The 20,603-nt window shown below is 74.9% G+C and carries 20 protein-coding genes; 7 read left to right on the forward strand and 13 right to left on the reverse strand.

The window, feature by feature from the left end; translation table 11 throughout:
* Positions 1–87: 87 nt before the first annotated feature.
* Positions 88–1,392 carry a sensor histidine kinase gene (locus tag GWJ10_RS06600; protein ID WP_076403658.1) on the forward strand — a complete coding sequence of 435 codons (1,305 nt, stop codon included), beginning with the start codon at positions 88–90 and terminating at the stop codon, positions 1,390–1,392.
* Complete coding sequence (locus GWJ10_RS06605; protein ID WP_076403661.1) at positions 1,389–2,048, forward strand: response regulator transcription factor; 660 nt, start codon at positions 1,389–1,391, stop codon at positions 2,046–2,048. Before GWJ10_RS06600 ends, GWJ10_RS06605 begins: the two co-directional genes overlap by 4 nt.
* A gap of 2 nt (positions 2,049–2,050) precedes the next feature.
* Here the strand turns inward: GWJ10_RS06605 and GWJ10_RS06610 are convergent, their stop codons facing one another.
* The 10 genes from GWJ10_RS06610 to clpB all read right to left on the reverse strand — a co-directional run bounded on the left by GWJ10_RS06610 (position 2,051) and on the right by clpB (position 12,134).
* A complete protein-coding gene (locus GWJ10_RS06610; protein ID WP_163186265.1) occupies positions 2,051–2,776 on the reverse strand; it encodes a DUF2071 domain-containing protein in 726 nt (241 codons plus the stop codon).
* A 77-nt stretch (positions 2,777–2,853) separates the two neighbouring features.
* The gene (locus tag GWJ10_RS06615; RefSeq protein WP_076403663.1) at positions 2,854–3,609 is read right to left on the reverse strand and encodes a UdgX family uracil-DNA binding protein; all 756 of its coding nucleotides are present in this window, start codon (positions 3,607–3,609) and stop codon (positions 2,854–2,856) included.
* Positions 3,610–3,671: 62 nt separating this feature from the next.
* On the reverse strand, positions 3,672–4,655 hold the full coding sequence (locus tag GWJ10_RS06620) for a diacylglycerol kinase family protein (protein ID WP_083711277.1): 984 nt from the start codon (positions 4,653–4,655) through the stop codon (positions 3,672–3,674).
* 95 nt (positions 4,656–4,750) lie between these two features.
* Positions 4,751–5,920 carry a hypothetical protein gene (locus GWJ10_RS06625; RefSeq protein WP_163186268.1) on the reverse strand — a complete coding sequence of 390 codons (1,170 nt, stop codon included), beginning with the start codon at positions 5,918–5,920 and terminating at the stop codon, positions 4,751–4,753.
* Complete coding sequence (locus GWJ10_RS06630; protein ID WP_240696634.1) at positions 5,917–6,495, reverse strand: ATP-binding cassette domain-containing protein; 579 nt, start codon at positions 6,493–6,495, stop codon at positions 5,917–5,919. The genes GWJ10_RS06625 and GWJ10_RS06630 overlap by 4 nt, the downstream gene beginning before the upstream one ends.
* 119 nt (positions 6,496–6,614) lie before the next feature.
* Positions 6,615–7,661 carry a peptidoglycan-binding protein gene (locus tag GWJ10_RS06635; protein ID WP_143311008.1) on the reverse strand — a complete coding sequence of 349 codons (1,047 nt, stop codon included), beginning with the start codon at positions 7,659–7,661 and terminating at the stop codon, positions 6,615–6,617.
* 50 nt (positions 7,662–7,711) lie between these two features.
* Complete coding sequence (locus tag GWJ10_RS06640; protein WP_163186270.1) at positions 7,712–8,206, reverse strand: hypothetical protein; 495 nt, start codon at positions 8,204–8,206, stop codon at positions 7,712–7,714.
* Positions 8,203–8,727: a hypothetical protein gene (locus tag GWJ10_RS06645; RefSeq protein ID WP_143311009.1), complete on the reverse strand. Its 525-nt coding sequence runs from the start codon at positions 8,725–8,727 to the stop codon at positions 8,203–8,205. The genes GWJ10_RS06640 and GWJ10_RS06645 overlap by 4 nt, the downstream gene beginning before the upstream one ends.
* Before the next feature lie 25 nt (positions 8,728–8,752).
* Positions 8,753–9,082: a hypothetical protein gene (locus GWJ10_RS06650; RefSeq protein WP_163186273.1), complete on the reverse strand. Its 330-nt coding sequence runs from the start codon at positions 9,080–9,082 to the stop codon at positions 8,753–8,755.
* Positions 9,083–9,512: 430 nt separating this feature from the next.
* On the reverse strand, positions 9,513–12,134 hold the full coding sequence (gene clpB / locus GWJ10_RS06655) for an ATP-dependent chaperone ClpB (RefSeq protein ID WP_076403673.1): 2,622 nt from the start codon (positions 12,132–12,134) through the stop codon (positions 9,513–9,515).
* A 297-nt stretch (positions 12,135–12,431) separates the two neighbouring features.
* Between clpB and GWJ10_RS06660 the strand changes: the two genes are divergently transcribed.
* Entirely contained in the window at positions 12,432–13,793 is a 1,362-nt protein-coding gene (locus GWJ10_RS06660) for a DUF4175 domain-containing protein (RefSeq protein WP_163185630.1), read from the forward strand.
* Between the two features lie 73 nt (positions 13,794–13,866).
* On the opposite strand, the gene GWJ10_RS06665 is transcribed toward GWJ10_RS06660, so the two are convergent.
* Positions 13,867–15,198, reverse strand: a complete 1,332-nt coding sequence (locus GWJ10_RS06665) for an enoyl-CoA hydratase/isomerase family protein (RefSeq protein ID WP_168944758.1) — start codon at positions 15,196–15,198, stop codon at positions 13,867–13,869.
* Between the two features lie 106 nt (positions 15,199–15,304).
* On the opposite strand from GWJ10_RS06665, the gene GWJ10_RS06670 reads away from it, so the two are divergent.
* From GWJ10_RS06670 to GWJ10_RS06685, 4 genes are all read left to right on the forward strand, one after another.
* Positions 15,305–16,282 (forward strand): alpha/beta hydrolase, encoded by a 978-nt coding sequence (locus tag GWJ10_RS06670; protein WP_163186275.1) that lies wholly within the window; start codon positions 15,305–15,307, stop codon positions 16,280–16,282.
* Between the two features lie 68 nt (positions 16,283–16,350).
* Positions 16,351–17,028: a hypothetical protein gene (locus GWJ10_RS06675; RefSeq protein ID WP_206158354.1), complete on the forward strand. Its 678-nt coding sequence runs from the start codon at positions 16,351–16,353 to the stop codon at positions 17,026–17,028.
* Positions 17,029–17,061: 33 nt separating this feature from the next.
* Entirely contained in the window at positions 17,062–18,666 is a 1,605-nt protein-coding gene (locus GWJ10_RS06680; RefSeq protein WP_163186278.1) for an AlkA N-terminal domain-containing protein, read from the forward strand.
* Entirely contained in the window at positions 18,663–19,244 is a 582-nt protein-coding gene (locus GWJ10_RS06685) for a methylated-DNA--[protein]-cysteine S-methyltransferase (protein ID WP_163186281.1), read from the forward strand. Before GWJ10_RS06680 ends, GWJ10_RS06685 begins: the two co-directional genes overlap by 4 nt.
* A gap of 27 nt (positions 19,245–19,271) precedes the next feature.
* On the opposite strand, the gene GWJ10_RS06690 is transcribed toward GWJ10_RS06685, so the two are convergent.
* Positions 19,272–19,814: a DoxX family protein gene (locus GWJ10_RS06690; protein ID WP_163186283.1), complete on the reverse strand. Its 543-nt coding sequence runs from the start codon at positions 19,812–19,814 to the stop codon at positions 19,272–19,274.
* Between the two features lie 135 nt (positions 19,815–19,949).
* On the reverse strand, positions 19,950–20,603 hold a 654-nt coding region (locus GWJ10_RS06695), incomplete at its 5' end, for a CAP domain-containing protein (RefSeq protein WP_163186285.1).

Raw genomic sequence — 20,603 nt, forward strand, 5'->3', positions numbered from 1 at the left:
CGGCGCCGTCGGCCCGCCCGCCCCGTAGGGTGGGCGGGCCCGACGGCGCACCCCGTCCCCGCACCCGTCGCCCGTTGGAGGAGGACCGTGACCGAGACCCTGCGCCGCGCGCTCGACCGGGTCGGCGTCCGCACCGACACCGGCCGCGACGCCGTGCTGGCCGGTGTGGTCGCCCTCGCGACCGTCGTGCTGTTCCTCGGCATCGAGCGCGTCCTCGCGACGGAGGTCGGGGCCACGTTCGGCGCGCCGGGGGAGAGCCTGATCAGTCCGGGCGTGCGCGCGACCGTGCTCGCGCTCGTCGTCGGCCAGGCCGCGGCGCTCGTGCTCCGCCGTCGGGCGCCGCTGGTCTGCCTCACGCTGACCGTCGTCGCGCAGGTGGCGATCACCGCCCTCCTGCCGCCGTACGTCGGGTTCCAGGCCCCGGCGACGCTCGTCGCCGCCTACTCCGCCGGGGCCTACGCGCCCCGCCGCGCGCGCCTCGGGGCGCCGGCGCTCGCGGCGCTCGCGCAGGTCCTGCTCGTCTTCGCGCTCGGCGGGTTCGGTGTCCCCGCCGGGGCCGGGCCCGCGCAGCACGCGCTCCAGGTGGGGGGCGCGCTGCTCTCGGCAGTCCTCACGTTCGTGGGCGCGGCGCTCGTCGGCTCGTACGTCGCGACGCGGCGCGAGCTCGTCGCCGAGCTGCGCGACCGCGTGGTGCGCGCCGAGCGCGAGCGCGAGGCGCTCGCCGCGCAGGCGGTGCTCGAGGAGCGTGCCCGCATGGCGCGCGAGCTGCACGACGTCGCGGCCCACCACCTCTCGGGCATCGTCGTGCAGGCGTCCGCGGCGGAACGGCTCGTCGACGCCGACCCGGAGCGCGCCAAGGAGTCGGTGCGCTGGATCCGGTCGCAGGGCCGCGAGACCCTCGACGACCTGCGCCTCGTGGTCGGCATCCTGCGCGGGCGCGACGACGAGGGCGACGAGCGCGAGGCCCCGCAGCCGACGCTCGCCGACCTCCCCGCGCTCCTCGAGACGGCGCGCGCGGCGGGCACGACGGTCACCGTCGAGACCGAGGGCGAGCCCTGGGAGCCCGCGCCCACCGCGCAGATCGCCGTCTACCGCGTGCTGCAGGAGGCGCTCGCCAACGCGCGGCGGCACGCACCCGGGCGACCGGTCGCGGTGCGGCTCGCGTGGAGCCCGGCGGCCGTCGTCGTCACCGTGCGCAACCCCGCCGGTCGCGTCGCTCCCCCGCAGGACGCGCGACCGGGCCACGGCCTCGTCGGGATGCGCGAGCGCGCGGCCGTGCTCGGCGGCACGCTCGACGCGCGGCGCACGCCCGACGGCGCGTGGCTCGTCCGGCTGACCGTCCCCCGCGCCCCCGCGCGCGACCCCCGCACCCCCGCCCAGGAGGCCTCGTGACACGCGTCGTGCTGGTGGACGACCAGGCGGTCGTCCGCGCCGGGTTCACCGTCATCCTCGAGAGCGAGGGCCTGGAGGTCGTGGGCGAGGCGTCGAACGGCGCGGACGCCGTGCGGGTCGCGCGCCGCGAGCGACCCGACGTCGTGTGCATGGACGTGCGCATGCCCGGCGGCGACGGCATCACGGCGACGCGCGCGCTCGCCGGGCCCGACGTCGCGGACCCGGTGCCGGTGCTCGTGGTGAGCACGTTCGACCTCGACGACTACGTGTTCGGGGCGCTGGAGGCCGGGGCGAGCGGGTTCCTGCTCAAGGACGCCGAGCCGGAGGTGCTCGTGGACGCCGTCCGCCGCGTCGCGTCGGGCGACGGCCTCGTGGACCAGTCGCTCACCCGCCGCGTGCTCGGCGAGTTCGCGCGGCGTCGTGCCCCGGTGTCGCGGGACGACGACGCGGCCGCGCTCCTCACGCCGCGCGAGCTCGACATCGTGACGCTGCTGTGCCGGGGGTCGTCGAACGCGGAGATCGCGACGGCGCTGTTCCTCGAGCCGAGCACCGTGAAGTCGCACCTGAGCCGGGCCATGACGAAGACGGGCGCGCGCGACCGCGTGCAGCTCGTCGTCTGGGCGTTCCGGCACGGGATCGTCGACCCGGCCGCCTGACCTCAGCCCACCGGCCGCGGGACCGCGAACCGGGCGTGCACCGGCGCGGCGACGTGCACGAGCGGCGGGTCCGCGGGGGGCAGCCCGAGGCGGTCGAGCAGGTCGGTGTCGAGGACGTCGAGGGTTCCGCGTCGCAGGGTCCACGGCTCGTGCACGACGGGGAACCGCCACAGCCGCCCGGCCCGCGCGCCGTACGCGGACCACCGTGCCGTGAGCCACCGCACGAGGCCCGACGACGCGTCCACCTCCTCGTGCGCGCGCACCTCGGCGTGCAGGGAGAGATCGCGCAGCCCCGGGCGCTCGTGCGGCACGCGCAGGGGCCCGCGGCCGTCGGACCAGAACCGGTAGCGCACCGCGGACGGTGCCCCGGCCCGGTCGCCGCGCGCGTGCACCGCCGCGCGGGCCGGGTGGTACGGGACGCCGGCCGCGCGCGTCGCGGCGACGAACGCGCGCGACGTCGCCCACAGGCCGAGGAACCACACGCCCTCGGCGCCCGCACGGTCGCGCACGTACACGCGGACGTTGAGCTCGGGGAACGCCGACCACGCGCCCAGCGGCGGCAGCGGCGGGACCCGGACGCCCGCCATGCGGAACGGGACCACCCCGAGCCACTTCGTCCCACCCGCCTGCTGCACGGTGAGGTCGGGCGGGAGCCAGCCCTGCACGACGGCCGGGTCGACGGGCCAGTGCAGGAACGTCAGGGCCTCCCAGCGCTGGGCGTTCACCACCACCCGCGGTGTCGGGTGCGGCGACGCACCGGGCGGCGGCGTGCCCGGCCCCGCACCGGGCGGGGCCGGGTAGGCGCTCACCGCGTGCCCGCCGCGTCGGCCGCGTCGGCCGCGAGGCGGAGGTCGTCGACGAGCGCGGCGAACGCCGCCTCGCGCTCGGCGCGGTCGCGTACGCGCAGCAGCGCGGACGGGTGGGTGGTGAGGACGACGCGCGGCGCGTCCGTCGGCCGAGGCGGGCGGGCGCCGTCGGGCGGCTCGGAGCGCCCACCGCCGCCGGGTGCGCCCGGGGAGAACGGCGACGCCGGCTCCGCGTCGCCGAGGTCGAGGACCCGTCCCCGCTCGGCGGTCACGCGCACGGGCCGCCCCAGGACGGCGCGCCCCGCGGTCGCGCCCATCGCGACGACGACGCGCGGCCCCACGGCGGCGACCTCGGCGGTGAGCCACGGCAGGCACGCACGGACGTGGGCGACGTCCGGGCTCTTGTGCAGGCGGCGCCCGCCCCGCTGCTCGAACCGGAAGTGCTTGACCGCGTTCGTCAGGTACACGTCGTCGGCCGCGAGCCCGGCCGCGTCGAGGGCGTCGTCGAGGAGGCGCCCGGCCGGGCCCACGAACGGCTCGCCCTCGCGGTCCTCGTGGTCGCCGGGCTGCTCGCCGACGAGGGCGAGCCGCGCGTCGTGCGGCCCGCGCGAGAACACGACCTGCGTCGCGTCCGCCCAGAGCTCGCACCCGTGGCAGTCGTGCGCCGCCCTGTCGAGCGCCTCGACGTCGTGCACGGCGCGGCCGCGGGGCAGCCACTCCTGCGCGCCGGGACGCTCGGGCGGTCGTGGGCTCATGGCCCTACGGTGCTCCCGCGCGCTCGCCCTCGCACGAGGTCGGCGCACCGGTCAGAACAGGCTCAGCGGTTGCCGGGAGCGCCGCGCGTGAGGTCCTCGGACTCCTCGGGGTGGTAGACGCACACGTGCAGGGCGTCCGGCCGCACGCTGACGTCGAGGCGCTCGTCCGGATCGATGACGTCGCCGTCGAGCTGGCGGGGCTGCGGCCGGTCGGACACGACCGACACCTCACGCCCCCGCACGACCTCGCGGCTCGGCACCCGGCTCTTGCCGCGCACCACGCCCCACAGGAGCTGGACCCAGTGCTTGAGGTTCCGGGGCGCGAAGATCGCGACCTCGAGCTGGCCGTTGTCGGGTTCCGCGTCCGGGAGGAGGTTCGTCCCGGCCTGGAGCCGCCCGACGTTCCCGATGACCACGGTGCGTGCCCGGCGCCGACGCGTCCGCCCGTCGACGGTGACCTCGACGTGCATCTCGTCGTCGGCGAGGTGCTTGAGCGCGGAGAAGACGTACGCGATCGAGCCCGCGCGGGCCTTGAGCGCCGTCGGCGCGTCCTGCATCATCGCGGCGTCGAGGCCCATGCCCGCCATGATCGCGAACGTCTGCCCGTCGGCCACCCCGACGTCGATCGTGCGCCGGCCGCCCCGCAGCACGAGCCGGATCCCCTCCTCGGCGTCCGACGGGACCCCGAGGTTGGCGGCGAGCAGGTTCCCCGTGCCGCCCGGCAAAATCGCCAGCGCGGCGTCGGTGCCCGCGAGCCCCTCGACGACGGCGCGGACCGTGCCGTCGCCGCCGCTCACGAAGACCACCTCGGCGCCGTCCTCGACGGCCTGGCGCGCCTGTCCCGTCCCCGGGTCCTCGGCCGTCGTCTCGAGCCACGCGGGCTCGGGCCACCCGGCGTCCGTGAGGCGCGCGACGATGAGCTCGCGCAGCGCGTCGAGCCCCTCGACGCGGTTCGGGTTGACGATGACCGCGGAGCGGCGCGGGACGTCGTCGGGCCGCCGCTGCGCGGAGGTGGTCGCGGAAGAGGTCGTCTCGTCGGTCGGCACGGACCGAGTATGTCCTGGCGGCGCGCTGTCCGCCCGGGCTCCGGCCGAGACTGCTCGTTGACGAACGGGAGCCGGGTGGTGGGACGGGCTGCGGCCTATCGCTCCTTGAAATAGCGGAAGAGGTGCTTCTCTCGCGTGGTGAGGACGGCGGTCTGGGCGCCGAGGAAGGTGCCGACCGCGCCGGCGGCCAGGGACCGCGCGCCCGTGGCCCAGGTCTCGATGCCGAGGTCAGGGTTCTCCCAGGCGGCGACCCACCACAGTGCGGTGGCGGCGACGGTGGTGGCGGCGAGTGTCCACGCGAGCGTCTCGAGCAGGGCCTGCCAGGCGAGTGCAGGTCGCGGGACGCGGGCGTGCAGGGCGGCGGCGAGCTCGAGGCGACGGGAGCGGATCGCGGTGTAGCCCAAGGCGATCCCGACGGCGAGCGCGGCGACCGGGGCATGCCGGGTCAGGCGCTCGGCGAGCAGGGCCGGCGCATCATAGCTGGTGCCGAGGCGAGCGTTGAGCTGGCTCTGGGTGGGCCTGGTCTCACCGGACGGGTCGGGCACGAGAGCGGTGCGTAGGTAGGCGGCCGTGGTCGCATCGGCGGGCCAGATCTCGGCCCAGCACGCGTCGAAGGACCCGGTGGCCGGTACCGGGGCGAGCAAGGTGTAGCCGAGCGTGCGGACCCGGCCGTCGTCGGGGTAGGGGTAAACGCCCGCGACGACGGCCGTCCCCGTACTGGTCGCGATCTGGTCGCCAGCGCGGATGCCGAGCGCCTCTGCGAGATCGCTCGCCAGCCACACGCCGGAGGCGGTCGTGGCCGACGGATCGAGCACGCGCGCCAGGCCGGGAGTGATCTCGTAGGTGGAGAGTTCTGACCCCGGGAGGTTGAGAGCACGAACCGGCTCGCCCGCACGCAGCGCTCCGGCGGCGCGCACCCCGGTGATCTGGGTCAGCGCCTCGCATCGCGCCGCGTCCACGTGTTCGGGCGACTCGAGCACCTGCACGCTCGCGCCGGCGTCGCGGAAGTCCTGCGCGCCGCGCACTACGTCGACCACCGCACGCGCATCCACCGCGGCGAGCACGCCGACGGCGAGCAGCAGTACGACGGCGTACGGCGCCGCGCGTGTGGTGCCGGTCAGGACGTTGCGCCACGCTTCGGACATCGTCGACGCAGCCCGCATCGACCGACGACCGCGCGGCGGGGTCTGGTCGGGTATCCCAGCGGGCGTGGAGGCAGGCACGTTCGTGGGCGGAGCCGTCGCTGCGGGCGGGGTGGTGGTCATCCCGCCCCTCCGTCCCGCTGCGCCGCGAGGCGGGACGTCTCCTCCTGGTGGTCCGCGAGATCGACGATGCGCGTGCACGCGTCGCGCGTGTTCGGGTCGTGCGTCGCGACGACGACGATCGAGGACTGCTGCGCGATCCCCTCGAGGACATCGTTCACGGTCCCGGCGGTCGCGAGATCGAGCTGCGCGGTCGGTTCGTCCACGAGCAGCAGGTCCGGAGCGATCGCGACCGCACGCGCGAGCATGAGCCGCTGCGCCTCTCCGCCGGACAGCGCGCGGAAGGGCCGGCCCGCGACCGGCGCGAGCGCGAACCGGTCCAGGACCTCCAGCGCCTGGGTCTCCGCGTCGCGGCGTCGGGCCCCCCGTGCCAGCAACGGCAGCACCACGTGGTCCAGGGCCGCCCGCCCTGCCACCCCGTGCGGATTCTGGAACACCCAGCCCGTGTGATCGACCCCGACCCGCTCGATCGTGCCCGCCCGAGGCGTCACCCAGCCTGCGAGCAGGCTGAGCAGCGTGGACTTGCCCGAGCCCGACGGGCCGACCAGTCCCACGACCTCACCTGGTCGCAGCACCATGTCCAAGCCTGTAAACAGGGTGCGCGTCCCGTCGAACGCGTGAGACAAACCGGACGTGCGCACGTACTTGGCTTTCGGCGCTCCTGCGTCTGGGCTCCCTCGGCCCGCTCTGCGCGGCCTCATGCGCACGATGACTGCCCCTGTTGCGGCGTGAGGTCGACGACGGACGGCGCAGCGCCGTCGAACGTCACCAACGTCTGCCCCAAGGACGACGACACCACCGTCACCGGCCGGGGGCTACCGTCTCCCACGACACACCCCGAACTGCCCGAAAGCGCGAACAACGCGCCCGGGGGCACCACCGCCACGTCCAGCGGCTCGGCCAGCACGTACTCCAGCGTCACCGGCTCCGAGCCCTCCGAACGCTGCCACGCCTCGAGCTCCGGGCCTCGTTGCACCTCCTCCAGGAACGTCGGGTCCGTCACCACGCCGCCCTCGCCCACCGGCGCGGTCAGCTCTCCGTACCGCACCACCCGCGCACCCGGGGCGCCGTCCCTGACCGAGTCAGCGAGCTGCAACGACGACAGCCCGCCTGCAACGGTCATGAACGACTCGTCGCCCGCGACCGTGCCCAACGGCGCCCCGCACTCCGCCACCGCCACCGACGGCGCCGGCAACCACAGCACGGACGCCGCCGGAAGGTCATCCGACGGCTCTGCAGCCCCCGCTTCCTCGAACAGACGCGCCACCGCCGTCTTCGTCGCGTCCCCATACTCCCCGTCCGCACGAACAGGGAACCCGATCCGCGCGAGCTCGGCCTGGAGCGCACGCACGTCGTCACCCTCCGCGCCCGGGGCGAGGTCACGCCACAGCGGGATCGACGTCGCCAGCGCCAGAACCGGCCGGTCGTCGATCGTCACGGGGCTCGATCCCGACTCGATCACCCCACCCGGCACGCACGACGACGCCGTCACCCGACCCGAGCCCGCCAACGACAGCGGCGTATCCTGCGCGACCTGCGGCGTCACCTTCACCCGCCGCATGTCGTCGAATGCCTGCGACGAGACCGGCGCCGTAGCCACCGCCTCCGGCGACCGTACGCTCTGCGGCACACGATCCGGCGCCAGAACCACACCTGCGGCCACGCCACCCGCAAGAAGCGTCACCACGCCCAGCATGATCGTGGCCACCGTGACCCCGGGCCCGTCACTCTTGCTCACCGTCATCACCCCTGCATTTCTTCGAACCCAGGCACTCCGAGAGGTTCCTGCCTGGATCAGTCCTTCGCGAGATCGACGACCAGCGAGCGGTCGCGGTCCATCACCACGACGACGGGACCACGCGAGCCGACTGAACGATCGGCAAGATCCACGACCCTCTCGAGCGCTTCATCGGACGTCGGCTCGATGATGCACTCCGGTTCCGAGTCGGCGTCGAAGACGTACGTCCATCCGCGCTCCGGCTCGCCCCCGCACGATCCGACAAACTCGTAGACGACGAACACGGGCCTCCCCAGGGCCTGCCCCCACTCGCGAGAGAAACCGATCGGGACATCGTTGAGTGACTCGTCGATCGCCCGATCTCGGACCACCCCGTCAGACGCAAAACCCTCGGGCAGCACGACTGTCCGAACATCTGCTGCGTCCGCGAGCTCACGGCTCTCCTCGAGAGTCAGCGGAGGGACCGTCGGACGGGCCGTGCACGCCCCCGCGAACGCGACGGCACAGGCGACGAGCAGCGATACCGTGGCACGGCCGGCGTCGCTTCTCACGAGTCCGGATTCCTCATGCATCGCACTTCCCATGCATCCGGCTCGAGCCCGTCGAAAGCCCTCTCACCGATCTCGCGGACGACGTCGTCGGCGGAATAGTCGGCCCCTCGCGCACCGTGCCGGACCATGCACTCTGCGACGGCGGTGTTCACGTCCTCGTCCTGAGGATTCCCGAGGACAGCCGCGTAGAGAGGCTCGATGAGCGCTGTCGTCCCGGTCTCGCACTCTGCGAGGATCGAGTCCGCGCCTCGGGACTCCGCTTCGTCCTCGAACGGTCCGAGCCGATACCGGTCACCAAGAGCTTCCACCGGGACGCCACGGTCTTCCAAGCACGCGACGAGTCGGCTCCGAGCCTCGACCATCTCCGCGTCCGAGATGGTTCCGTCGCGCAGCACGCCCCGTTCGAAATCGGACGTCGATGCCTCGTATGCAGCATCGAACTCTGCTGCGTACGGGCCCTCCTGCCCGGCGTTCTGGGAACAGCCGGACAGGAGAGCAACCGCAGCGACGACGGTCGACAACCATCGTCCCGGCACCGTCATACGATCACGGCACCTTCCACCCGCTGGTTTGATTGCGGTCCCACACCTGACCGTAGTTCGCGACTCTCCAGGACGACGGGTAACGGCTCGTCTCGGACCATGTGTGCCAGTAGGCGATGTCCTGGAACACCCCACCGTTGGTGGTGCGATAGTCGAACCGCGCACGCGTCAGTCCACAGTTTCCACGAAAGGTCTCGGTGTATGTCGCCCAGTCGTAGATCTGGAAGTGGCAGCCGTTGATCCCGGGTGTCGCCGCAGCTGTGACAGGCACTGCCACGACCGCACCGATCACGAGGGCTGACGCCGCAATGGCTGAGACCAATCTTCGCGTCATCGCGATTTCCCCTGTCTTGCCGCCCCCCCCTGGGCGGCTGGCACGAGGATTGCACACCAGTGCGCGCGCCACAAGACCTAAATCTGAGGTGCTAACAAATATCCGCCGGGGACGCGGACGGGCAGCGTTACCTGGGACGGCGCGACTCCCCGGGGGTCGCCTCTGGCAAGCCATGGACGTGACGCATCGTGACCGTGATGACGGACCGGGTGCGCAAAGGTCCGCGTGAACGCGCGAATCGAGGATCAGGATGCCTCCCGGCGCCGGTCCGGGGGGCTACGGACGTCGTCCCGGGCACCCGGCCGCACCCGCTCCTCAAGACTCGAGAGCGCCGCCCTTGCCGCAGGGCGGGCAGGGCACGACCCCGCCCCAGGCCACGTGCCAGCCGTTCGACGACGGCACGTGGCGCGGGGGGCAGCCGAGCGGGATATCAGGCTGTGAGGATCTCCGTGCCGAGGGCGAGGCCGTCGCCCTCGGGGTCGCGGTCGACCCGCACGACGTCGCCGTCGGCGACGTCGCCCGAGAGCAGCATCCGCGCGAGGCGGTCGCCGATCTCGCGCTGCACGAGGCGGCGCAGCGGGCGCGCCCCGTACGCCGGGTCGAAGCCCTCGAGCGCGAGCCACTCGCGGGCGGCCGTCGTCACGTCGAGCGTGATGCGCCGGTCCGCGAGGCGCCGGCCGAGCGCGGCGACCTGGATGTCGACGATCCGGCCGAGCTCCTCGATCGTCAGCGGCTCGAACACGATGACGTCGTCGAGCCGGTTGAGGAACTCGGGCTTGAAGGACGCCCGCACCGTGCTCATGACGGCCTCGCGCTTCTCCGCGTCGTCGAGCATCGGGTCGACGAGGAACTGCGAGCCGAGGTTCGACGTCAGCACGAGGATGACGTTGCGGAAGTCGACCGTGCGGCCCTGGCCGTCGGTGAGACGGCCGTCGTCGAGCACCTGCAGCAGGATGTCGAAGACCTCGGGGTGCGCCTTCTCGACCTCGTCGAGCAGCACGACCGAGTACGGCCGACGCCGGACGGCCTCGGTGAGCTGGCCGCCCTCCTCGTAGCCGACATACCCGGGGGGCGCGCCGACGAGCCGGGCGACCGAGTGCTTCTCGGAGTACTCGGACATGTCGATGCGCACCATGGCGCGCTCGTCGTCGAAGAGGAAGTCGGCGAGCGACTTCGCGAGCTCCGTCTTGCCGACGCCCGTGGGGCCGAGGAAGAGGAACGAGCCCGTGGGGCGGTCCGGGTCGGCGACGCCCGCGCGCGAGCGGCGGACGGCGTCGGACACGGAGCGGACGGCGGCCTGCTGGCCGATGAGGCGCTCCCCGATGGCCTCCTCCATGTGCAGGAGCTTCTCGCTCTCGCCCTGGAGCATGCGGCCGGCGGGGATGCCCGTCCACGCGGACACGACCTCCGCGATCTCGTCGGCGCCGACCTTGTCCGCGATCATCGGAGCTGCCTCGGGGCCGGACGCGGCGAACGCGTCGTCGGCCTGCTCGGCCGCCTCGGCCTCGTCGAGCTCGCGCTGCACCTGCGGGATCTCGCCGTACTGCAGGCGGCCCGCGGTCTCGAGGTCGCCCTCGCGGATCGCGCGCTCGACCTGGACGCGCAGCTCGTCGAGCTTCGCGCGCAGGTCGCCGACGCGGTTGTGACCCGCCTTCTCGGCCTCCCACCGCGCGGTGAGCGCGGCGAGCTCCTCGCGACGGTCCGCGAGGTCGGCGCGCAGCTTCTCGAGCCGTTCGAGCGACGCGGGGTCCGTCGACTCGGACAGCACGACCTCCTCCATCTCGAGCCGCGTGACGGCGCGCTGCAGCTCGTCGATCTCGATGGGCGAGGAGTCGAGCTCCATGCGCAGGCGCGACGCCGCCTCGTCGACGAGGTCGATCGCCTTGTCCGGGAGCTGGCGCCCGGTGATGTACCGGTCGGAGAGCGACGCCGCGGCGACGAGCGCGGAGTCGGCGATCGTCACCTTGTGGTGCGCCTCGTACCGCTCCTTGAGCCCGCGCAGGATCGCGACCGTGTCCTCCACCGAGGGCTCGCCGACGAACACCTGCTGGAACCGGCGCTCGAGCGCCGGGTCCTTCTCGATGTACTCGCGGTACTCGTCGAGCGTGGTCGCGCCGACGAGGCGCAGCTCGCCGCGCGCGAGCATCGGCTTGAGCATGTTGCCCGCGTCCATGGCGCCCTCGCCGCCCGCGCCCGCCCCGACGACCGTGTGCAGCTCGTCGATGAACGTGACGACCTCGCCGTCGGAGGACTTGATCTCCTCCAGGACGGCCTTGAGTCGCTCCTCGAACTCGCCGCGGTACTTCGCGCCCGCGACCATGCTCGCGAGGTCGAGCGACACGAGGCGCTTGCCCTGGAGCGAGGTCGGGACGTCGCCCGCGACGATGCGCTGGGCGAGACCCTCGACGACGGCGGTCTTGCCGACGCCCGGCTCGCCGATGAGCACCGGGTTGTTCTTGGTGCGGCGGCTGAGCACCTGCACGACGCGCCGGATCTCGGAGTCGCGACCGATGACGGGGTCGAGCTTGCCCTCGGCGGCGCGCGCCGTGAGGTCGGTCCCGTACTGCTCCAGCGCCTTGTAGGTGCCCTCCGGGTTGGGGCTCGTCACGCGCGCGCTCCCGCGGACGGCGGGCAGCGCGGAGCGCAAGGCCTCGGCGGTCGCGCCGGCCTGCTGGAGGATCGTCGCGGCCTGCGACGACCCGGCCGCGATGCCGAGGAGCAGGTGCTCCGTCGAGACGTACTCGTCGCCGAGCGCCTGGGCCTCCTTCGCGGCGGCGTCGAGGGCCGCGGACGTGGCGCGCGACGGCGTCGGCTGCGCGACGGCCGAGCCGCTCGCGGTGGGCAGCGCGACGAGCGCCGCGCGCACCTTCTGCCCGACGGCCTGCTTGTCCGCGCCGACGGCGTCCAGGAGCCCGACGGCGACACCGCCCTCCTGCGTGAGCAGCGCGGCCAGGAGGTGGGTCGGCTCGAGCTGCGGGTTGCCGGCGGCCGACGCGGTCTGGATCGCCTCGCCGATCGCCTGCTGCGACATCGTGGTGAACTTCGTTTCCATAGGTGCTCCGATGTGATGCCTCGAAAATCTGGTCTGACCAGTGGAACGACTCCTAAGTTGAGTGTATTCCGCTCAACTTCGTTCGGCACTCCCGGACGACCGCTCGCCGTCCTCGCACGCCCTCGGAGCGGATGAAGTCCGGCCGCATTCCGTCTCAAATCGGCATCGACCCTCGCCCCGGGCGACGATCCGAGACATGCTGGGCGGGTGAACTCCTCACCCTTGCGCAGACGACTCGGCCTCGGCGCCCTCTTCGCCACCCTCGCACTGTTCCTCGCGGGGTGCATGAGGATGGACATGGCCATCACCCTCAACGAGGACGACACGTTCGACGGCAGCGTCGTCATGGCGTTCTCGGACGAGGTCGCCGAGTCGATGGGCTCGGACCCCCAGGAGCTCTGGGACCAGATGGGCTCCGAGATGGAGTCCGAGATGCCGGAGGGCGCGACGCAGGAGCCGTACGCGCAGGACGGCTACACCGGCACCAAGATCACCTACGCCGACCAGCCGATCGCGCAGCTCGACACCGGCGCCGCCGACTCGATCTCCGTCACCCGCGAGGGCGACGAGTACGTCGTGAGCGGCTCGATGGACATGACGGGTGAGGAGTTCAACCCGGACACGGGCGACGCGGCGACCGACGAGATGTCGCGGCAGATGATGGAGGGCCTCGACATCAAGATCGCCATCACGTTCCCCGGCGAGGTGGCGGAGTCCAACGGCGAGGTCGACGGCAACACCGTGACGTGGACCCCGGTGGTCGGCGAGGTCAACGAGATGACGGCGCGCGGCTCGGCCGTGCCCGGCGGCTCCGCGGGCTCGGGGACGGACGAGGGCACGGACGAGGGCACCGACGACGGCGCGACCGCACCCGACACCGACAGCTCCGACGGGTCCGGCTCGTCGGCGTGGATCTGGTTCCTGGTCGGCGGCCTCGTGCTGCTCGGCATCATCGGCCTCGTGCTGTGGCTCGTGCTCCGCTCGAAGCCCGGCACGCAGGACGGCCAGGGCACGGGCTTCCCGCAGGGCGGGTACCCCGGCCAGCCCGGCCAGCAGGGCGTCTACGGCGCGCCGGGTCAGTACCCGGGCCAGCCCGGCCAGCAGGGTCAGTACCCCGGCCAGCAGCCGTACCCGGGCCAGCAGGGCCAGTACCCCGGGCAGGGCCAGTACCCGGGCCAGTTCGGCCAGCCCGGCGCGCACCCCGGCCAGCAGGGTCAGTACCCGGGTCAGCCGGGCCAGCACCCCGGCCAGCAGGGTCAGTACCCGGGTCAGCCGGGCCAGTACCCCGGCCAGCAGGGCCAGCACCCGGGCCAGCCCGGTCAGCCGCAGGGCTACGGGACGCCGTCCGGCCCGGGTCAGCAGGGTGGCCCGTACGGCGGCCAGCCGCCGGCACCGCCGCAGCAGGGCGGCTACCCGGGCGCCGCGCCGTTCGCGCCCCCCGGCGCGCCGCACCCGCAGTCGTCCCCGACGACGCCGCTGCCCGCCCAGCCGCCCGTCCCGCCGGGAGCGACCCAGCCGCTCCCGCCGCACCAGCCGCCGGCACCGACCCAGCCGCTCCCGCCGCAGCCGGGCCCCGCGGGCCAGGACGGCCCGGGCGCGCAGGCCGGTCCCGACGACGAGATCGACGACGCGACGCGCCTGCGCCCGCCGACCGACTGAGCGGTCCGCACCCCGCACGACACGACGGCCCGCCCCGGGAGACCGGGGCGGGCCGTCGTGCGTCCGGGACCGCTCAGGACTCGACGGTGACCTCGACGACGTCGCCGACGGCGTCGAGCCGCACCGCGGGCCAGTAGCCGTCGAGGAAGTGCTCGCCGCACGTGTCGGCGAGGTGCACGACGACGCTCCCGTCCTCGTGCCGCTCCACGAGCTCGACGACGAGGTCGTCGTGCGCCGCGGCAAGCTCGTCGGGCGTCGGATCCCCCTCGCTGAAGCGGCGCACGACGGCCTCGACCGCGCGGCGCGCGAGCCGCGGGCCGAGGGCGTCGTCCCACAGCGCCTCCGCGGGCACGTAGGCGAGCGCCTCGGCGCCGAGCGCGGGGTCGACCTCCGCGAGCGTCGCTGGGCGCCACGACGGGTCGCGGTCCTTGTCGACCACCTGCGCGCGGATCCCCTCGACGAGGTCGGGCTGCGTGTCGACGAACCAGCAGACGAGCCCGTACTCCTGGGCGAGCGCCGCGCGGAGGTCGGGCAGGTCGCGCGCGCTGCGGACGGCCGCGAGCGCGACGGTGACCGCCGTGGGCGACAGCCGTTCGAGCTCGTCCGCCTCCGCACCCGCGCGCTCGTCGCCGTCGGCGGCGGCCGCGCGCAGGCGCGCCACGATCTCCGGCACCGTGTCCGCCGCGTACGCGGCGTCGATCGCGGCGCGGCGCGCGACGAGCCCGGACACCGGCGCCGGGAGGGCGTGCCGCCGCACGACGTCGCGCACGGCCTCGACGTCGAGCGGGTCGACGCCCGCGCTCGCGAGCGCGGCGAGGTCCGCGCCGAGCACGGGCAGCCGCTCGCTCGGCACGTAGTGGTCGGCGAACCCGGCGTGGATCGCGTCGGCGGCGTCCATCGTCACCGCGCCGAGCGCGAGCATCTCCCCCAGCCGCCCGGGCGCGCGGGCGAGGAGCCACGACCCGCCGACGTCGGGCGTGAAGCCGATCCGCGTCTCGGGCATCGCGACGCGCGAGCGCTCGGTGACGACGCGGACCGGCGCGTGGGCCGCGAGGCCGACGCCGCCGCCCATGGTGATGCCGTCCATGATCGTCACGACGGGCACGGGCAGCTCCGCGAGCGCCGCGTCGACCGCGTACTCGCGCCGGAAGTACCGGCGCGCGTCGGCCTGCCGCCCGGCGACGACCGACGCGTGCAGCTCGCGGATGTCGCCGCCCGCGCACAGGCCGCGGTCGCCCGCGCCGTCGAGCAGCACGAGCCGCACGGTCGGGTCGACGCGCCACTCGTCCAGCACGTCGGCGATCTCGCCGAGCATCGAGTACCCGAGCGCGTTGAGCGCGCGGGGCCGGTCCAGGGTGAGGTGCCCGACGCCGTCGTCGACGCGGGCGAGGATCTCGCTCGTCATCCGCGTCACGCTACCGCCCGTCGGCGTCCGCGGGCGCGCACGACGTGGGACCCTGGCACGGCAGAGGGGTCGGGCCGGCGGTGCCGGCGGCAGCGAGGAGGCGGCGGTGGACGAGGCGACGCGGACGGACGGGACCTGGCGGCCCGACGTGCTGGGCGGGGACTGGGTCGCGCGCGACCTCGACCTCCCGGACGGCGCGGTGGCGACCCTGGTGCGGCGCGACGCCGCGGCGCCCGCGGGCGACCGGCCCGCGGTGCTGTACGTGCACGGGTTCATCGACTACTTCTTCCAGACGCACGTCGCGGAGGCGGTCGAGGCGCGCGGGTACCGGTTCTACGCCGTCGACCTGCGCGGCTACGGGCGCTCGATCGGCCGCGGCTCGGGCGCGCCGTCGCGGCCCGACGACGACCCGAACTTCGTCACCGACCTCGCCGTCTACGCGCAGGACCTCGACGCGGCGGCGCGCGCGGTGCGCGCCGAGGGGCACGACCGGCTCGTGGTGCTCGGGCACTCGACCGGCGGTCTCCTCGCGAGCCTGTGGGCCGACGCGCGGCCCGGCCGGCTCGCGGCGCTCGTGCTCAACAGCCCGTGGTTCGACCTCAACAAGCCGTGGGTGTTCCGCGGCCCGGTGACGTGGGTGGTCGACGTCGTCGGGCGGGTCGCGCCGCGGCTCGTCGTGGGCGCGCTCGACCCGCACTGGGCGAAGGCGTTGCACGCGAGCACCGGCGGCGAGTGGGACTTCGACCTCGCGTGGAAGCCGATCGAGGGGTTCCCGGTGCGCGCCGGGTTCCTGCGGGCGGTGCGCCGGGGCCACGCCCGCGTCGCGCGCGGGCTGCACGTCGACTGCCCGGTGCTCGTGCTCGCGTCCGCGCGCAGCGGCCCGGCGTCGGGCTGGCACGACGCCCTGCTCACGACGGACAGCGTGCTCGACGTCCGGCACATCACGTCGCGCGCCGAGCGGCTGGGCGACGACGTCACCGTCGTCACGGTCGAGGGCGGCGCGCACGACCTGGCGCTCTCCCCCGAGCCCGCCCGGTCGGCGTACCTGCGCGAGGTCCTCGACTGGCTCGACGCGCGCGTCTGAGCCGCGACGGTCTGCTCACCCCGGTCTCCGCGGTCGCGCCCGCGGGGACGCGCCCCTAGCGTCGCCGTGTGACCACGCGCGCACCTCGGCCCCGCCCTTCCCACGTCGTGCTGCGCGCGGCCTGGGCGCTCGTCGGTGTGGCGGTGCTCGGCCTGGGGTCGGCGGTGCTGCTGTCCGCACAGGTCGGCGTGGATCCGTTCACCGCCGCGAACATCGGTGCGAGCACGCTGCTCGGGATCGACCTCGGCGTCTACCAGCTCGCGGTCAACGCGGTGCTGCTCGTCCCCGTCGTGGTGTGGGGGCGGACCTACATCGGTGTCGGGACGATCATCAACATGGTCATGACGGGATTCTTCGTCCAGTGGTTCTCCGCGCTCCTCGCCCCGCTCGTCCCGGACCCTCCGAGCCACCTCGTCCAGACCGGGCTGTTCGTCGTGGGGATCGTCCTGTTCACCGCGGGCGCGTCCGCGTACATGACGGCGGGCGTGGGGACCGCGCCGTACGACGCTGTCGCACCGATCGTCGTCGACCGCACGCGCGCGCGGTACCGCGTCGTCCGAGTCGCGCAGGACCTCGGGTTCCTCGGTCTGGCCGTCGCGCTGGGCGGGCCGGTCGGTGTCGGGACGGTCATGACCGCGTTCTTCGCCGGTCCGCTCATCGACTTCTTCACCGAGCGGGTGAACAAGCCCCTGCTCCGCCGCGCTCTGCCCGACGACGACCACAGCGTCGTGTCCGAATCCCGCTAGCCAGGGCGTGGTCCGGCGAGTGAGGATCGAGTCATGACGACGACCCTCGCGACGCCCCCGGCGACCACGGACCCCGTGTTCGCCGAGCGCTACCGCGCCATCGCGTCGCGCGACCGCCGCTTCGACGGGCAGTTCATCACCGCCGTGAGCAGCACCGGCATCTACTGCCGGCCGTCGTGCCCGGCGCGGACCCCGAAGCCCGAGAACGTCACCTTCTACCTCACCTCGGCCGCCGCCCACGAGGCCGGCTACCGCGCGTGCAAGCGCTGCCTCCCGGAGGCGGTGCCGGGCACGCCGAGCTGGGACCTCGGGCACGACCTCTCGGCCCGGGCCATGCGGCTCGTCGCGGACGGCGTCGTGGACCGCGAGGGCGTCGACGGCCTCGCCGCCCGCCTCGGGTACTCGGCCCGGCACGTGCACCGCGTGCTCGTCGCGGAGCTCGGCGCCGGCCCGGTCGCGCTCGCCCGCGCGCTGCGCGCCCAGACGGCGCGGGCGCTGCTCACCGGGACCGACCTGCGGCTCGCCGACGTCGCGTTCGCCGCCGGCTTCGGGAGCGTGCGGCAGTTCAACGACACGATCACCGAGGTCTTCGACACGACGCCGGGAGAGCTGCGGCGTCGTGCCCGGCCCGACCGGGCGCCGTCGACCGGCGACCCGCGCCGCCCGCCCGCCGCAGCTCCCGCCGGGTCCACCGCGGACGACGGCGGCGCCACCGCCGCGCTCGACCTCACCCTTCCCCTGCGCGAGCCGTTCGACGCGCGCGGCGTGTTCGCGTTCCTCGCGGCGCGCGCCGTCGACGGCGTCGAGATCGTCGACCTCGACGGCCCGCTGCTCTCCTACGCGCGGACGCTCGCGCTGCCGCACGGGCCGGGCGCGTTCCGGGCCACCTACGGGCCGCCGCCCGGGAGCCGACGGCGCGCACCGCGCTTCCACGTGGAGCTCGAGCTGACGTCCGTGGCCGACCTCCCGGCCGCGATCGCGCGCGTCCGGCGGCTGTTCGACCTCGACGCCGACCCGGCCGCCGTGGACGCGGCCCTCGCGGCGGACCCCGCGCTCGCCGCCTCGGTGCGCGCGGTGCCGGGTATCCGCGTCCCGGGGGCGGTGGACCCCGCCGAGATCCTCGTGCGCGCGCTCGTCGGGCAGCAGATCTCGGTCGCGGCCGCGCGGACGCACCTGTCGCGGCTCGCCGTCGCGCTCGGGACGCCCTTCGCGTCGCGGTTCGGGCCGACGCGCCTGTTCCCGACGCCCGCGCAGCTCGCCGCCGGGGGCGCGGACCACCTGCGCGGTCCCGCCCGGCGCACGGCCGCGGTGCTCGGCGTCGCGCACGCCCTCGCCGACGGGTCGCTCGCCCTCTCCCCGGCCGACGACCCCGCGGCCCAGCGCGCGGCGCTCGAGGCGATGCCCGGCGTCGGGCCGTGGACCTCCGGGTACGTGGCGATGCGCGTGCTGCACGACCCCGACGTCCTGCTCGACGGCGACCTCGCGCTCCGCGTCGGCGCCGCCGCGCTCGGCCTGCCCGACGACCGCCGCGCGCTCGCCGCCCGCGCCGAGCTCTGGGCGCCGTGGCGCTCGTACGCCGCGATGCACCTCTGGCGCGCCTCCGCGCCCACCCCGACCCCTGCGAAGGAGACCCCGTGACCACCGCACCCGCCCCGACCCCCACCACCGCGACGGCAGGCACGAGCCCGGCCGCCACCACGACGCTCACCACGCCCGACGGCCCGTTCACGGTCGTCGTCGACGCCGCCGGCGCGGTCCTCGCGTCCGGCTGGACGGACGAGCCCGCGGACCTCGTCGCGCTCGTGCACCCCGGCCTGCGCCCGGCGACGGTCTCCCCCGTGCCCGACGGCGACCCCGCCGTCGCGACCGCCGTCGCCGCCGTCCGGGCCTACTACGCGGGCGACGTGCACGCGATCGACGCGGTCCCGGTACGGCAGGCCTCGGGCCCCTACCGCGCGCACGCGTGGGACGTGCTGCGCACGGTCGAGCCCGGCGACCCGGTGACCTACACCCGGTACGCCGAGCTGTCGGGGCGGCCCGCCGCCGTGCGCGCCGCCGCGGGCGCCTGCGCGATGAACGCGGCGGCCCTGTTCGTGCCCTGCCACCGCGTCCTGCGCACGGACGGCAGCCTCGGCGGCTTCCGCTACGGACTGGACGTCAAGCGCAGCCTCCTCGACCGCGAGGCCCGGGCGACCGTCTCTGCACCGGCGCGCTGAGCCCGGCGCGGACGGACCGGCCCGGCATCACGCCGCCGGAGCGCGCGCCGGCTCCGCGAGCGTGAACCGGGCCCCGAGCGTCGCCGCCGCCACCACCCCGGCGGCGGCGACGAGCACGACGTCCTTGAGCACGTACTGACCCATGAGGGTCATGCCGTCGCCGAACAGGTCGCCCGGGAAGAGCGCGACCGGGGAGAGTACGCCGGCCAGCGTGACGGCGAGCACGACGAGCCCGGCCCGCAGCGCACGACCGGTGAGGAGCGCGAGCCCGACCGCCGTCTCGACGACCGCCGTGAGGACCACGGCGGCGGTGCCGTCGACGAGGCCGAAGGTCAGCGCCTCGACCGTGCGGCGCACGATCTGCTCCGCCGGGCTCGCGCCCGGGAAGAACTTGAGCACCCCGAAGCCGAGGAAGACGAGGCCGAGGGCGACCCGCAGTGCCGGCACGGACCAGACGGCGAGGCGCTCGCAGAGCCCCTCGCGGAGCCGCCGGGCCGCGGCGCGCCGCGGCCCCTCCGCGACGGGGGCGGTGGTGGACGGGGACGGTGCGGCGGGTCCGGTGGGGGCCATTCTGAGCTCCTCGTCGAGCAGTAGCGTTCCACTTTCCGGCGATAAGATAGCGGACCTGCGATATTCACCGCGCGTGGCCCGGCTCCCGCGAGACGCGGGACGGGCGGTGCGCCCGCCGCCGAGAGGGGCCGGGGATCAGCCCCAGCCGAAGACCTGCGTCCAGGCCCCGTTCGCGTGCCCGACGCCGATCTCCCGCAGGCCGCAGTTCAGGATGTTCGCGCGGTGGCCCGGCGAGTCCATCCACCCGCGCACGACGTCCTGCGCGGTCCGGTAGCCCTTCGCCACGTTCTCGGCGCCCGGGTTCGGGTAGCCCTGCGCGTGCGCCCGGTCCCACGGCGAGCGGCCGTCGAGGCTCGTGTGGTCCATGTACCCCTGCGCGTCCATGTCCTCGCTGTGGAGCTGCGCCGCGGCGGTGAGCCGGTCGTCGACGGCGAGCGGCTCGCACCCGGCGGCGGCCCGCTCCGCGTTCGTCAGCTCGACGACCGCCGCGCCCTCCGCCGTGATCGCCCCGGGGCCGGCTCCGCCCGGCGCCGCCACCCCGGCGGCCGAGGCGGTCCCGGCGGCCGGCGCGGCGCCGTCGGCCGTTCCGGTGCCGAGCGTCGGGCCCGACGCGGTCGCGCCAGCCGGGCCGGCCGGGTCCGCCGCGCCCTCGGCGGGCGGCACGTCCTCCGGCGTGGGCGTCGGCACCGGGTCGGCGGGAGGCTCCTCGGTCGCCGCGGGCGCGGGCGCGGTCGCCGCGGGCGGCGCGTCGTCGGCCCCGGGCGCGCCGGGCGCCGTCGGGCCGTCCAG

Origin of the sequence: Cellulosimicrobium sp. SL-1 (assembly GCF_011033075.1) — a bacterium.
Lineage (GTDB): Bacteria > Actinomycetota > Actinomycetes > Actinomycetales > Cellulomonadaceae > Cellulosimicrobium > Cellulosimicrobium funkei.